The organism is Micropruina glycogenica (assembly GCF_900289045.1).
Lineage (GTDB): Bacteria > Actinomycetota > Actinomycetes > Propionibacteriales > Propionibacteriaceae > Micropruina > Micropruina glycogenica.
In genome coordinates this window covers 779,910-794,237 of record NZ_LT985188.1, presented here as the reverse complement: position 1 = coordinate 794,237, position 14,328 = coordinate 779,910, and the positions used below count along the sequence as shown (strand labels likewise).

Sequence of the window (14,328 nt, the reverse complement as noted above, 5' to 3'; positions counted from 1 at the left end):
CAGTCTACGCGGGCCGCGGCAGTCGGTCTCGCCGCCAGCCCAGCAGCTCGACGGCGGTTTCGAACGCGAACCGGTCGGTCATGCCGCCCACGTAGGCCACGGCGGCGTGCACCGGGTCGCCACCGACGTCGGACGGCAGCCGCTCGGGGTGCTCGAGGTAGAACTCGACCAACGCCCGCAGCACCGCCACCACCGCCTCTGACTGGGCGAGCGACTCGGGCCGGGTATAGATGCGCTCGTAGTTGAACGCGCGTAGCTCGGCCAGCGCACCGGCCAGTTCGGCACCCATGCCGATCTCGCCAGTGGCGACGGTGGTGCCGATCACCTCGCGAATGAACGTGCTGAGCTGCTGACGCCTGGTCGCCCCCGCCAGCTCGACCACACCGCTGGGCAGGTCGGCCACCGAGGCGATGCCGGCCCCGATCGCGTCTTCGAGGTCATGGGCGCAGTAGGCGATGCGGTCGGCCCAACTGACGATCTCGCCCTCGACGGTGGCCGGCGTGGGCCGCGACCACGAGTGGTTGCGAATGCCGTCCAGGGTCTCGGCGCACAGGTTGAGCGGCGCCAGCACCACGTCGGCCCCCCACGGGCCGTGGTCGTAGCCCTCGGCCAGAAAGGCGTCGAACGCGTCTTCGCTGGCGTGTCCGCCCGGCCCGTGGCCGCAGTCGTGGCCCAGCGCGATCGCCTCGGCCAGGGTGACGTTGACGCCCACCCCCCGCGCGATGGACGTGGCCACCTGGGCGACCTCGAGGGCGTGGGTCAACCGGGTGCGCTGGTGGTCGGACGGGTACACGACCACCTGGGTCTTGCCGGCCAGCCGGCGGAACGCCGATGAGTGCACGATGCGGTCACGGTCACGCTCGAAGCAGGTGCGTTCGGGGTCGGGCTGCTCGGCCCGGGCCCGGTTGCCCATGCCGAGGGCACGGGTGGCGCCCGGCACCAGATGTTCGGCCTCCCACGCCTCACGCTGCTCGCGCAGCACCGGCGCCATCAGGCCCAACATGGCGCCGGGGTCGCGGTGCGCACGCACGAGGGCGTCGCCCGGATGCCCCGCCATGGTCTGCGCCCAGGCGATCGCCCGCGGTGGAAGCTCTGCCATGCCGTCCATACTCGCAGCTTGATGACGACTCGGTAACCACTGATCGAACTGGTTGCGCACTACTAGTTAGTAAAGTTTACTAACTCACATGCAGTACCCAGTCCGACGCACCCTGAGGCCCGAAGACGCCCGCCGCAGCAACCTCGCGCTCGTGCTGCAGACCGTCAAGACCACGCCCCGGCTCTCGCGCGCCGACCTCGCCCGTGAAACCGGTCTCACCAAGGTGACCATCGGCGATCTGGTGGCCGAACTGATCGCCGCCGACCTGGTGCGCGAAACCGGCACCAGCGACACCAGCCGGCCCGGCAAGCCGTCCACGCTGTTGGAGCTCAACGACGGTGGACGCGACGTGCTCGCCATGGACCTCTCGGCCCGCGACCGGCTGCGGGGCGCGGTGGTCTCGCTGGCCGGCGAACCCCTGGTGCGGCTCACCCGACCCTTGGACGGCGCCGTCGGCGACGCCGCCTTCGACGCCGTGCGGGCGCTGGCCGCCGAACTGGTCGCAGCCGCCACCAACCCCATTCTCGGCCTCGGCGTGGGCACCCCCGGCACCGTCGACCGGTTGGGCACCGTGTTGTCGGCCCCCAACCTGCACTGGTCGGACGTGCCCCTGCGCGAGCTGCTGCTGGCCGACCTCGACCTACCCGTGCTGGTCGAGAACGACGCCAACGCGGCCGTGCTGGCCGAACGCCGCATCGCCGGCGGCCCCGACGATCTGGTGCGGGTGCAGCTCTCGCGCGGCGTGGGTGCCGGCCTGCTGATCGGCGGACGGCTGGTGCACGGTGCCGCCAGCGACGCCGGTGAGATCGGCCACGTCACCATCGACAACGACGCCCCGCGCTGCGGCTGCGGCAAGATCGGCTGCCTCGAGACCTGGGCCTCGGTGCCGGCCCTGAATGCGCGCATCGCCGAGAACCCCGAGCGGCGCGACGAGTTTCTGGGCGACGCCGGGCACCGGCTGGGCCGGGCGCTCGCGCCCGTGGTGGCCATGCTCGGCCTGCAACGCATCGTCGTCGGCGGCCCCTCCGACATCGTCACCGACCCCCTGTTGAACGCGGCGCGCGACCTGATCGTCGAGCGCACCCGTTCTGAGTTCCGGCCCGCTCTGGAACTCACCGCCAGCCCGTTGGGCGAGGACGCGGTTCTGCTCGGTGCAGCAGACCTCGTACTGCTCAGCGAATTGGGCGTCAGCTGACCGGCGCGCCTACCCGTCCACCCATCCATCACCAACCGATCCGCTCCCGAGAGGAACACCATGAACAAGAAGCTGTCGGCGGTCACCCTGCTGACCGCCTCGGCCCTGGCCCTCGGCGCCTGCGCCACGGGCTCGACCACGAGCCCGTCGGCGTCCGGCTCCGCCGCCGCCTCTGCCGCGCCCCAGAACATCACCCTGTGGCTCGCCGGGGGGGACACGCCCGACGAACTGCGCGACTACCTGAAGACCACCTACCAGGCCAAGACCGGCGGCACGCTCACCATCGAGGAGCAGTCGTGGGGCGACCTGATCACCAAGCTGACCACCGCCCTGCCGGACGAGAACAACACCCCCGACGTGGTCGAGGTCGGCAACACCCAGTCGCCCACCTTCACCAACGTGGGCGCCTTCAGCGACATCTCTGACCTGTACGGCGAACTGGGCGGCGACAAGCTGCTGCCGTCGTTCGTCGAGGTGGGCAAGGTCGACGGCAAGAACTACACGCTGCCCTACTACTTCGGCTCGCGCTACATGTTCTACCGCAAAGACATCTACTCCGCGGCCGGCGTCGAGGTGCCCAAGACCCTCGACGAGTTCAACGCCACCGTGAAGACCATCACGACAAAGAACCCGAAGAACATCAAGGACTTCTCGGGCTTCTTCATCGGCGGCCAGGACTGGCGCAACGGCATCTCGTGGATCTTCGCCAACGGCGGCGATCTGGCCAAGAACGAGAACGGCCAGTGGACGTCGACCCTGTCGGACCCGAACAGCATCAAGGGCCTGACCCAGCTCCGGGAGATTCAAAAGGACGCCTCGCGCGCCCCGAAGACCGCCAAGGACGAGTCGCCGTGGCTCTACATCAACAACTCCGACGTGATCAAGGACGGCGACAAGGTGACCGGCAAGACCAGCCTCGCCGCCGCCACGATCATGGCGCCGGGTTGGGCGCACTGGTCGATCGGCGACCTGGTGAAGAAGGACGGCAAAGAGACCCGCGAGTGGAACAGCGACACCTTCGGCACCTTCGTGCTGCCCGGTAACGACGGCAAGCCCGCACCGGTGTTCGCCGGTGGTTCGAACATCGGCATCTCGGCCAAGAGCAAGAACCAGGAAGGTTCGCGCGAGCTGCTCACGATCATCTTCAGCAGCGAGTACCAGCAGATGCTGGGCAAGAACGGTCTCGGCCCGGCCAACGCCGACTACACCTCGAGCCTGGGCGACGACGAGTTCGCCAAGGCGCTGATCGAGTCGGCATCCAACAGCAAGCTCACCCCGGCTGCTCCGGGCTGGGCGGGTGTTGAGGCGTCCGGCAAGCTCGAAGAGTTCTTCGCCAAGGTGGCCGACGGTGGCGACGTGACGGCGCTGGCCGCCGAGTACGACGCGATTCTGACGCCGCTGCTGAACGCCAAGTAACAGATCCGCCCGGGCCGGCCGGTCCCCCCAACCGGCCCGGGCACCCCCTTCGCCACGGGCGTTTCGCTCGCCCGGTCGAGCCTCTGGTTCGGGCTCCCGCGACCACTTTCAGTGAGAGGCTTCAACGATGACCGCCATGTCTGCGCCCACGGCGCCGCAGGCGCACCCCGACTCACCCGGGCAGCCCGAGCCCCAGTCGTCCCGACGCCGCCGCGGTGCCGCCGTGCCGTATGCGCTGCTGGTGCCCGCGGTCGCGATTCTGGTGCTCGCCCTCGGTTACCCCATGCTGTGGCAGACCTGGACGTCGTTTCTTCAGTTCGGCCTGGCCCAGCAGTTCGGCAAGCCGCCGACGTTCGTCGGCCTGACCAACTACACCCGCCTGTTCAGCGACCCGCAGACCTGGGCCGTGGTCGGCCGCTCGATCGCGTTCTGCCTGGTCAACGCGGCGATCACCGTGGTGTTGGGCGTGTTGATCGCGCTGTTGATGAACGCCGTCGGCACCGTCACCCGGCTGGTGCTGCAGGTGGCCATGCTGCTCGCCTGGGCCATGCCCGTGATCGCGTCGATGACGGTGTGGATCTGGGTGTTCGACTGGCGCCGCGGCATCGTCAACTGGGGGCTGACGCAACTCGGCCTCGACTTCACCAACCACAACTGGCTCGAGCAACCGCTCAGCTTCTACTTCGTCGCCACCGTGATCGTGGTGTGGATGTCGGTGCCGTTCGTGGCCTTCTCGGTCTACGCCGCCCTCACCCAGATCTCGGACGAGGTGATGGAGGCCGCCGCCCTCGACGGCGCCACCCCGCGGCAGCGGTTCTTCGCGATCATCATGCCGATGATCCGGCCGGTGCTGATGATCGTCACCCTGCTGCAGGTGATCTGGGACCTGCGGGTGTTCGCCCAGATCAAGATGCTGCAAGACGCCGGCGCACCCACCGCGTCCACCGACCTGCTCGGTACCTACATCTACCGGCTGGGCGTCGGCTCGTCCGACTTCGGCATGGCCTCGGCATTGTCGATCTTCGTGCTGATTCTCACCGTCGCCCTCAGCTTCTTCTACGTGGTTCACCTGATGAAGGAAGACTCCTGATGACCGCCGCCGTCCTCCCCCGCCGCCGGCTGCGCCCCGGCCGCATCGCCGCCTCGGCAGTGGCCGTGCTGGTCGCCCTGGCCTGGGTGTTCCCCGTGCACTGGATGGTCAACAGCTCACTGCTGCCCAACACGGTGCTGACCTCGACCACGCCCCGGTTCTTGCCGGTGGGCGGTTCGTTCGACAACTTCATCGCGGTGATCAACCAGGGCACCTTCTGGCCGGCCCTGGGCATGAGCACCGCGATCACCCTGACCACCGTGGTGTTCTGCCTGCTGTTCGCGTTTCTGGCGGCGCTGGCGATCAGCCGGTTCAGGTTTCGCGGCCGGGCCAGCTTCGTGCTGACCGTGCTGTTCATTCAGATGCTGCCGGCCGAGGGCCTGTTCATCGCCCAGTACAAGCTGATGAGCTCACTCAACCTGCTGAACTCGGTGATCGGGGTGTCGATCCTGTACATCGCCGCGGTCGTGCCGTTCACCATCTGGATGCTGCGCGGCTTCGTGGCCGGCGTGCCGATCGAGCTCGAAGAGGCCGCGATGGTCGACGGGCTGAGCCGCACCCAGGCGTTCTTTCGCATCACGCTCCCCCTGCTCGCGCCCGGCCTGGTCGCCTCGGGCGTGTACGCCTTTCTGCAGGCGTGGAACGAGTTCACCATCGCCCTGGTGATTCTGCAGAAGGAGGAGTACCGCACGCTGCCGTTGTGGCTGCGCGGCTTCGTGCAGGCCAGCGCCACCCGGGCCACCGACTGGGGTCAGGTGATGGCGGCGTCCACGCTGGTGGCGGTGCCGGTGATCGTGTTCTTCCTGATCGTGCAGGGCCGGCTCACCTCCGGGCTGGTCGCCGGTGCGGTGAAGGGCTGAGCCGATGAACCCCCTGACCAGGGCGGTCAACGCCACGCTGATGCCCGGGTTCGTCGGCCCGCTGCTGCCCGACTGGCTGGCCGCCGAACTGGCGGACGGCCTGGGCTCGGTGTGCCTGTTCGCCACCAACATCGTCGACTCCGAACAGACCCGGGCGCTCTGTGACGCGATTCACGCCGCCAACCCGGCCGCGCTGATCGCCACCGACGAAGAGGGCGGCGACGTCACCCGGCTGCACCATCTGACGGGCTCGCCGTACCCGTCCATGGCCTACCTGGGACGGGTCGACGACGAGGGCCTCACCGAGCGGGTCGGGGCCGGCATCGGTGCCGAGTTGGCCGCCGCCGGCATCGACCTCGACCTGGCACCCGACGCCGACGTCAACAGCAACCCACGCAACCCGGTGATCGGCGTGCGCAGCTTCGGCGCCGACCCGGCTCTGGTCGCCCGGCACGTGGCGGCCTACACCCGCGGACTGCAGGGGGCCGGGGTGGCCGCCTGCGCCAAGCACTTTCCCGGCCACGGCGACACCGCTACCGACTCGCACCTGGCGCTACCCACCATCACCGTCGACCCGGGCACCCTGACGGCTCGCGAGCTGGTGCCGTTCGGGGCGGCCGTGCAGGCCGGCACGCTGGCGGTGATGACCTCGCACATCATGGTGCCCACCCTCGACACCGAGTTGCCGGCCACCCTCAGCGCCCCGATTCTCGGCCTGCTGCGCGACCGGTTCGGCTTCACCGGGGCGATCGTCAGCGACGCCCTCGACATGGCCGGTGCGAGTGCGGGGCGCGGCCTCGCCGAGGCCGCCGTGTTGGCCCTGGCCGCCGGGTGCGACCTGCTGTGCATCGGCACCGACAACACCGCGGAGCAGTTGGCCGAGATTCGCGCAGCCGTGCTCGCCGCGGTGGCCTCGGGACGGCTGCCGCAGCAGCGCGTGTTCGAGGCCGCCGAACGGGTGGCAACTCTCAGCCGTGGCGTGGCCGCGCTACGAGCCGCCGCACCCAGCGAGCGGCCCGAACCGCCGGAACTGACCGCCGCCGGGTTCACGATCGTCGGCCCACTGCCGGCCCTGGCGGCTCCGCTGCTGGTGCGGCTGGACTCCCCCGACAACATCGCGGCCGGCGACACCGTGTGGGGCCTGGCCGACCATCTGGCCGACGAGATCTCGGCGGCGTTTCCCGGGGCGACGATCACCACGCTGCACCGGCCGTTCGACCTGACGCCGGTGCTGCAATCCGAGGGACCAGTGGTGGTGCAGGGTCGTGACCTGAGCCGGGTGCCTCAGCTGACCGCCGCCGTGGCCGACATTCGAGCCGCACGGCCCGACGCATTGATCGTCGAACTCGGCTGGCCCGATCCGTCGGCCAAGGTGCGCCCAGACGTGATCACCTACTGCGGTGGACGAGGCACCATGCTGGCCCTGCTGCGGGCGCTCGCGGAGCGCCGCAGATGACCGCGCCACAGTGCTCGGGGCCGAGCCTGGGCATCGACATCGGCGGCACCAAGACCCAGGCCGTGCTGCTCGACGCCTCGTCGCGGGTGATCGCCAACCGGGTGCGCCGTACCGACCGAGGCCCCGACGGGGTGGTGGGCGGCGCACTGGCCCTGGCCCGTGAGTGCCTGCAACTGGGCCGCACGCAGGTCACCGAACTGATGGGCGTCGGCGTCGGCATTCCCGGGCAGGTCGACCATTGCTCCGGCGTGGTGCTGCACGCGGTGAACCTGGGCATCGAACGGCTCGAACTCGGTGCGCTGCTGAGCGCCGAACTGGGCGTGGCGGTGCGGGTGGACAACGACGTGAAGGCCACCGCCCTGGGGGCCGCCGACTACCTGCGCACGCCCACCGCCGACCTCAGCTACATCAACCTCGGCACCGGCATCGCGTCGGCCACCCTGGTCGGTGGACGGCTGGTGCGCGGCGAGGGCAACCTGGCCGGCGAGATCGGCCACCTGCCGGTCGACCCGTCCGCCGGACGCTGCGTGTGCGGGCAGATCGGCTGCCTGGAGGTGCTCGCCGGCGGTCGCCGCATCGCCGAACGCCTCGCCGCTGCAGGGCTGACCCTGCCCGGTCTGGTCGAGGCCACTCACGCCGGCGATCAGGCCGCGATCGACGAGTCGCTGCGCATCGGGGGCGCCATCGCCACCGCCGTCCAACTGGTGGTGCTGGCGCACGGGTCGGCGCGGGTCGCGCTGGGCGGTGGGGTGGTGCGGACCGCCCCCGGCCTGGTCGACCTGGCCCGCCGGCAGCTCACCGAGCGTGCCGCGGGTTCGGACTTCTTGGCGTCCCTCGATCTGCCGGCACGCATCACCCTGCTGCCGGGCAATCACCCGCTGGCCGCCATCGGGGCGGCTCTGGTTGGCCGCGGCGCCCAGTGCCACGATCCCTCTATCGTTTGTGCCAGTGACCCTGCCGCACTGGGACGGAGTGACCGATGAGTGACAGCCCCACATCGAGCGTGCGGCCGCGAACCCGCCTGCTGGCCGGCATAGGGGCCGTGATCGCCATACTCGTCGCCGGGCTGTTCATCTTCGTGGGTGACGGCACCCACCCCGCCGCCGATGCCGGTTTCGTCCGGCGCCACGGACACGCCGTGGTGTGGGTGCTGCTGGCCGGCTGCCTGACCGCCATCGCACTCGGTCGCGGCCCGCGCCGGTTGCCCGCCTGGCTCGGCTATGCCGCTCTCGCGGTCTACGCCGTGTTCCTGGCGACGGTGTTCTTCGGCCTGCCGCTGTAGTGGGCGTTCAGCCGAGCACCTTCGCCTCGGCTGCGATCGGTGGCTGGCGCGGCCGGCGGTGACAGCCGGCTCTGGGGTGGTGCTGACACAATGGGGGTATCAGCGCGCGAAAGGCAGCCATGACCAACCCGCAGTACCCCCAACAGAACCCGTACCAGCCAAGCAGCGACCGGCCCCAGCAGAGCGATTGGACGCAGCCGAGCGGGTACGGGCAGTCGGGTTACGGCCAGTCCGGTCATGGGCAGAGCGGTTATGGGCAGTCGGGTTACGGCCAGTCCGGTTATGGGCAGAGCGGCTACGAGCAGTCGGGGTACGGTCAATCCGGCTACGGTCAGCAGCCGTACGGCCAGCCCGCCTACCCCACCCCGCAGCAGGCGTACAACGGGGGGCAGATGCAGCCCTACGGTCAGGTGGCGCAACCCCGCTCACCGCTGCTGGGCATGATCGCGCTCGGCGTGGTGGTGGTCTGCACGGTGGTCTTCGCCTGGCTGTTCTGGCGCATGGGGCAGCAGCTCGGCCCGTTCCTCGCGGGCGCCGGCGGCACCCTGTCTGAAGACGAGCTCGCCACCGTACTTCAACAGCAACTGGGCGCCACCGGCGTGCTGACGCTGCAACTCGCCATGTTCGGCGGTATTGCCGGCTGGGTCACCGGCATCGTGGCCACCGCCACCCGGCGCGGTCGCAGCTACGGCGTGTGGTCGATCATTCTGGGCGTGCTGGCACCGTTCATCGGCATACTCGCCCTCGTGCTGGCGCTGATGCCGTACGCGGCGCAGTGACCTCAGCCGCCCGACACGTCCGATTCTGCGTCGGCAATGTCGGTGTCGCCCAGGCTTTCTGAGTCGAGCCACCCGTAGGGCAGTACCACCTTGCCGCGCGGCGCACCCTGCCGACCGCGCGGTGAGCCCAACTCGGCGGCCGGAAACGGCTCGCTCGGGTCAAGGGTGGCCAACAGGCCCTCGAGCTGAGAAAGCGACTCCACCATGGCCAGGGCGCGACGCACCTCGCCGCCCACCGGAAAGCCCTTGAAGTACCAGGCCATGTGCTTGCGCAGGTCGCGCAGGCCGTAGGTCTCGCCCTCGAGCTCGGCCAGCAGTTCGGCGTGCCGGTAGACCATGGCCGCCACCTCGCCCAGGTTGGGCAGCGGCGGTGCCGGCTCGCCGGCGAACGCGGCCGCCAGGTCGCGAAACAGCCAGGGCCGGCCCAGGCAGCCGCGGCCGATCACCACGCCGGCGCAACCGGTGCGCCGCATCATGTCGAGGGCGTCCGCCGCCTCCCAGATGTCGCCGTTGCCCAGCACCGGAATGGACGTCGCGTCGACCAGTTCGGCGATGCGAGCCCAGTCGGCCTCGCCGCCGTAGGCCTGCTTGACCGTACGGGCGTGCAACGCTATCGCCGCGCAGCCGCAGTCGGCGGCGATGCGGCCGGCGTCGAGAAACGTCTCGTGGTCGCCGTCGATACCGATTCGGGTCTTCATGGTGACCGGCACCCCGAACGGCTCGGCCGCGGCGACCGTCGCGGTGAGAATCGCGGCCAGCCGGTCGCGTTTCCACGGCAGCGCTCCCCCGCCGCCGCGCCGGGTCACCTTGGGCACCGGGCAACCGAAGTTGAGGTCGACGTGGGCCACCCCGAACTCGGCGCACAGAATGGTGGTCGCCCGGGCCATGATGTCGGGGTCGACGCCGTACAACTGCACCGACCGCACGGTCTCGCCCGGGTCGAAGCGCAACATGGCGAAGGTCTTCGGAATGCGTTCGACGACGGCCCGGCTGGTGATCATCTCGCACACGTACAGCCCGGCGCCCTGCTCGCGGCATAGCTGCCGGTAGGCGGCATTGGTGATGCCGGCCATGGGTGCCAGCACCACCGGCGGGTCGACCGCGATCGGCCCCAGCCGCAGGGCCTCGCGCTGCAGGGTGTGCATCGGGCCAGGGTACCGCCGGTGGGCCCTAGGAGACTGCTGAACAATCCGTCCGCGTGCCCGCCGGTCTGACTGGCCGTGGGCTGGAATGGTTGGGTTGTGCAGGGTGAGTCGAGTCCGCAGCGGGACGTGTTGGATGTGGAGTCGTTGGCGGGGCATCTGCTGGCGGAGGGCAGCGTGTTCCGCTTCCTGGCCGAGCATCGGCAGCGGTTGTTCCCGGACGCGTTGTTCGCTGACTTGTTCCCCTCAGGCCGTGGACGGCCCTCGATCCCGGGCGAGGTGATCGCGTCGGTGATCGTGCTGCAGTCCCTTCATGGGTTGTCGGACCGGGAAGCGGTCGAGGCGCTCACGTTCGACCTGCGGTGGAAAGCAGCGTGCGGGTTCCCGATCGACGCGAAGGGGTTCGATGCGTCGTCGTTGACGGTGTGGCGGCGTCGGCTGGCGTCCAGCGGGCGGCCGCAGCGGATCTTTGAGGTGGTCCGGGACGTGATCGCCGCGACGGGTGCGGTGAAAGGTCGTCAGCGGCGGGCGTTGGATTCGACGATCCTGGATGATGCGGTGGCCCGACAGGACACCGTCACCCAGCTGATCGCCCAGGTCCGCCGGGTGGGCCGGGAGGTGCCCGGCGCCCATCAGGTGATCGGCGAGCGGTGCACTCGGCTGGCCGCGTTGACCGGGCAGGGCTACGACTCCACCGCGAAACCGCGGATCGCGTGGGACGACGCCCAGGCCCGCGACGAGTTGGTGACCGCACTCGTGAACGACGCCCTTGCCCTGCTCGACGGCCTTGATGTCGAGACGATCACTGCCGCTGGCGGCAAGCCGGCCGAGGCGATCGCCCTACTCGCGTTGGTCGCCGGGCAGGATGTCGAACCGGCCGAAGACTCTGACGGCACCGATGGCCAGTGGCGGATCGCCCGGCGGGTCGCCCCGGATCGGGTCATCTCGACCGTCGACCCGGAGGCGCGGCATGCGCACAAGACAGTGGAACGTCGCCAGGACGGGTTCAAGGCCCACGTGGTCATCGAGCCTGATACCGGGCTGGCAACGATGGTTGAGCTGACCAAGGCGGCCGGGCCGGACAACAGCGACGCCACCGTCGGTGCCCGGCTGGTTGTCGCCGACCCGACGATCACCGGCCCGGTTGAGGTGTTGGGTGATTCGGCCTACGCCACCGGTGACATGCTCGCCACGCTTGACGCCAAGCAGTGGGCACCGCTGGTGAAGCCGTGGCCGATCCGGCCCGCCGTCACGGGCGGGTTCACCATCGACGACTTCACCCACGACGCCGCGACACGCACTCTGACCTGCCCGGCCGGGATCAGCCGCCCGATCAGTGGCAAGGGCAGTGTCACGTTCGGTGCCGCCTGCCACGGGTGCGCCCTGGCCGAGCAGTGCACCACCGCGAAGCGAGGCCGCAAGATCACGCTGCATCCTCAGGACCTACTGCAACGCCAGCACCGTCAACGAGCCCTCGACGATGGTTTCCAGGCCACCTACCGACAACACCGGCCGATGGTCGAACGCACGATCGCTTGGCTGACCCAAGGGAACCGGAAAGTGCCCTACCGGGGCGTGACCAGGAACGACAACTGGCTCCACAACCGGGCCGCGGCGATCAACCTGCGCCGACTCCTCACCCTCGGCCTCACCCACGGACCGACCGGCTGGGCGCTGGCCTGACCGACCGCCCAGAGGGCATTGAACCTCCAGCCAACAGCGGCCACCATGGACCTCACACGGGCGGGACGACCCCGTTGTCGCACTCCAGGGTGCTGACTCAAACTCGCCGCTCGACCGCCTTGGCGGCGTCCCGCTCGTCGCCCATACTCAACACGCCGTCAGAATGGAACCTTGTTCAGCAAGCTCCTAGGGCTCGAAGCGGTACCCCAAGCCGGGCTCGGTGATGAAGTGCCGCGGTGCGCTCGGCACGTCCTCGAGCTTGCGGCGCAACTGGGCGAAGTAGACCCGCAGGTAGTTGCCCTGGTTCTCGTACCCCGGGCCCCACACCTCGGCGAGCAGCTGGGCGCCGGGCACCAGGGTGCCCGCACGGCGCACCAGCGCCTCGACCAGGTGCCACTCGGTGGGGGTGAGCTTCACCTCGGTGCCGCGCCGCACGGCACGCTTCGCTGCCAGGTAACCGGGTCTTCAGCCGCAGTGCGCTCTGGTTGTGCAGCACCTGCTCCCACCAATGCCCCACCACGTATTCGGGAACGAACACCTGCACCACGTCGCGGGGGCCGACCCGCAGGCCGTCCAGAAAGTCGAGCACCGGGGCGGTCAGCTCGCGATAGCGCGAGCTCACGATCGTGAGCGGCACCTGCACGTCGCGCTCGGCCCAGTCGTCCACCAGCCGTGCGGTGCGCTCGGGGTCGGTGTCGACGCGCAGTGCGGTGATGGTGTCGGGGTGGATCGCCCGCGCGTAGGCCAGGGCTTTCAGCGCGGGCTCGTTGAGTTGGCTGACCAGCACGATGGCGTGGCTGCGGCTGGGCAGCGTGATGCCCGCCGCCTTCGGCCTCAGCTGCCGCGACACCCGCTGGTAGTGCCGATGAATGCGCTTCATCATCAGGAACAGCACCGGGACGGCGATCACCACCAGCCAGGCGCCGTGGGTGAACTTGGTGATCAGCACCACCACCAGCACCACTGCGGTGGCCAGCGCCCCGACCGCGTTGACGGACAGTTCGCCGATCAACGTGCCGCTCCAGCCGTGCTCGGCGGCGTGCTTGCGCCAGTGCACCACCATGCCCGCCTGGCTGAGCGTGAACGACACGAACACGCCCAGGATGTACAGCTGAATCAGTCGGGTCACCGAACCGTCGAACACCAGGATCAGCAGGCCCGCCACCGCGGCCAGGATCACCACGCCGTTGCTGAACACCAGCCGGTCGCCGCGGCGCTTCAACTGCTTGGGCATGAACCGTCGGCGGCCAGAATCGAGGCCAGAATCGGAAAGCCGTTGAAGGCGGTGTTCGCGGCCAGCACCAGAATGGCGGTGGTGAAGCCCTGCACGGCGAAGAAGCCGAACGTGTTGTTGCCGAACACGGCCGCCGAGAGTTGGGCCAGCACTGTCCGCTGCTCGTAGTCGACGGGCACACCGGTGAGGTCGCCCAGCGAGTCGGCGATGTGAATCTGCGCGGTGGTGCTGAGCACCGAGATGCCGAGCATCATGGCGATGCTCAACCCGCCCATCAGCAGCAGCGTCGCCGAGGCGTTGTGCGCCTTCGGCTTGCGAAACGTGGGCACGCCGTTGCTGACCGCCTCGACGCCGGTGAGCGAGGTGCAGCCCGAAGCGAACGCGCGCAGCAGCAGAATGATCAGCGCGGCACCGGTGGGGTCGGTGTGGGAAAATCCGAAGCCGGCCGACTCGGCCACCGGCGTGTGGCCCATCAGGCTGTTGTAGAAACCCACCCCGAGCATCACGAACACGCTGACCAGAAAGCCGTAGGTGGGAATCGCGAACAGGGTGCCCGACTCGCGCACTCCGCGCAGGTTCATCACCGTCAGCAGCACGATGAACCCCAGGCAGAGCTCGACCGAGTACGGCGCCAGGGCCGGAAAGGCCGACACGAAGTTCTCGACGCCCGAGGCGATCGACACCGCCACCGTCATCACGTAGTCGACCATCAGGGCCGCGGCGGCCACCAGGGACGCGTTGGTGCCCAGATTGGCCCGGCTGACCGCGTAGGCGCCGCCGCCATCGGGGTAGGCGTGGCAGGTCTGCCGGTAGCTGAGCGTGACCAGCGCCAGCAGCGACACCACGGCGACCGCGACCCACGGGGTGAACAGCACGGCGGACGCTCCGCCGAGGGCCAGCACGAGCAGAATCTCTTGCGTGGCGTAGGCGTTCGAGCTGATCGGGTCGGAGCAGTAGACGGGCAGGGCCAGCCGCTTGGGCAGCAGCGTCTCCTGCAGCTGGGTCGTGGTCATCGGGTTGCCGACGAGCAGGCGCTTCGGAAGGCGCAGCGTGGTGGTCACGCCTTCAGCACACTCGGTGTGCGGCTGAGCC

At 69.5% G+C, this 14,328-nt stretch carries 13 protein-coding genes; 9 read left to right on the top strand and 4 right to left on the bottom strand.

What is annotated here, in order from left to right:
• Positions 1-4 precede the first annotated feature (4 nt).
• Entirely contained in the window at positions 5-1,099 is a 1,095-nt protein-coding gene (locus MPLG2_RS03670) for an HD domain-containing protein (RefSeq protein ID WP_105187446.1), read from the bottom strand.
• An 88-nt stretch (positions 1,100-1,187) separates the two neighbouring features.
• On the opposite strand from MPLG2_RS03670, the gene MPLG2_RS03665 reads away from it, so the two are divergent.
• From MPLG2_RS03665 to MPLG2_RS03630, 8 genes are all read left to right on the top strand, one after another.
• A complete protein-coding gene (locus MPLG2_RS03665) occupies positions 1,188-2,294 on the top strand; it encodes an ROK family protein (RefSeq protein WP_105184973.1) in 1,107 nt (368 codons plus the stop codon).
• A 60-nt stretch (positions 2,295-2,354) separates the two neighbouring features.
• On the top strand, positions 2,355-3,710 hold the full coding sequence (locus tag MPLG2_RS03660; RefSeq protein ID WP_105184972.1) for an extracellular solute-binding protein: 1,356 nt from the start codon (positions 2,355-2,357) through the stop codon (positions 3,708-3,710).
• Positions 3,711-3,846: 136 nt separating this feature from the next.
• On the top strand, positions 3,847-4,800 hold the full coding sequence (locus MPLG2_RS03655; protein ID WP_105187445.1) for a carbohydrate ABC transporter permease: 954 nt from the start codon (positions 3,847-3,849) through the stop codon (positions 4,798-4,800).
• Positions 4,800-5,660 (top strand): carbohydrate ABC transporter permease, encoded by an 861-nt coding sequence (locus tag MPLG2_RS03650; protein WP_105184971.1) that lies wholly within the window; start codon positions 4,800-4,802, stop codon positions 5,658-5,660. Before MPLG2_RS03655 ends, MPLG2_RS03650 begins: the two co-directional genes overlap by 1 nt.
• Before the next feature lie 4 nt (positions 5,661-5,664).
• Complete coding sequence (locus MPLG2_RS03645; protein WP_105184970.1) at positions 5,665-7,116, top strand: glycoside hydrolase family 3 protein; 1,452 nt, start codon at positions 5,665-5,667, stop codon at positions 7,114-7,116.
• Positions 7,113-8,099, top strand: a complete 987-nt coding sequence (locus MPLG2_RS03640) for an ROK family protein (RefSeq protein WP_105184969.1) — start codon at positions 7,113-7,115, stop codon at positions 8,097-8,099. The genes MPLG2_RS03645 and MPLG2_RS03640 overlap by 4 nt, the downstream gene beginning before the upstream one ends.
• On the top strand, positions 8,096-8,398 hold the full coding sequence (locus tag MPLG2_RS03635) for a hypothetical protein (RefSeq protein WP_158680840.1): 303 nt from the start codon (positions 8,096-8,098) through the stop codon (positions 8,396-8,398). The genes MPLG2_RS03640 and MPLG2_RS03635 overlap by 4 nt, the downstream gene beginning before the upstream one ends.
• 119 nt (positions 8,399-8,517) lie before the next feature.
• Positions 8,518-9,177 carry a hypothetical protein gene (locus MPLG2_RS03630; RefSeq protein WP_105184967.1) on the top strand — a complete coding sequence of 220 codons (660 nt, stop codon included), beginning with the start codon at positions 8,518-8,520 and terminating at the stop codon, positions 9,175-9,177.
• A 2-nt stretch (positions 9,178-9,179) separates the two neighbouring features.
• On the opposite strand, the gene dusB is transcribed toward MPLG2_RS03630, so the two are convergent.
• Positions 9,180-10,322, bottom strand: a complete 1,143-nt coding sequence (gene dusB, locus MPLG2_RS03625) for a tRNA dihydrouridine synthase DusB (RefSeq protein ID WP_105184966.1) — start codon at positions 10,320-10,322, stop codon at positions 9,180-9,182.
• A gap of 96 nt (positions 10,323-10,418) precedes the next feature.
• Between dusB and MPLG2_RS03620 the strand changes: the two genes are divergently transcribed.
• Positions 10,419-12,002 carry an IS1182 family transposase gene (locus MPLG2_RS03620; RefSeq protein ID WP_105184965.1) on the top strand — a complete coding sequence of 528 codons (1,584 nt, stop codon included), beginning with the start codon at positions 10,419-10,421 and terminating at the stop codon, positions 12,000-12,002.
• Positions 12,003-12,177: 175 nt separating this feature from the next.
• Here the strand turns inward: MPLG2_RS03620 and MPLG2_RS19910 are convergent, their stop codons facing one another.
• Positions 12,178-13,236: a hypothetical protein gene (locus tag MPLG2_RS19910; RefSeq protein WP_425543129.1), complete on the bottom strand. Its 1,059-nt coding sequence runs from the start codon at positions 13,234-13,236 to the stop codon at positions 12,178-12,180.
• Positions 13,221-14,297, bottom strand: a complete 1,077-nt coding sequence (locus MPLG2_RS18930) for an APC family permease (RefSeq protein ID WP_197710069.1) — start codon at positions 14,295-14,297, stop codon at positions 13,221-13,223. The genes MPLG2_RS19910 and MPLG2_RS18930 overlap by 16 nt, the downstream gene beginning before the upstream one ends.
• Between the last annotated feature and the right edge of the window lie 31 nt (positions 14,298-14,328).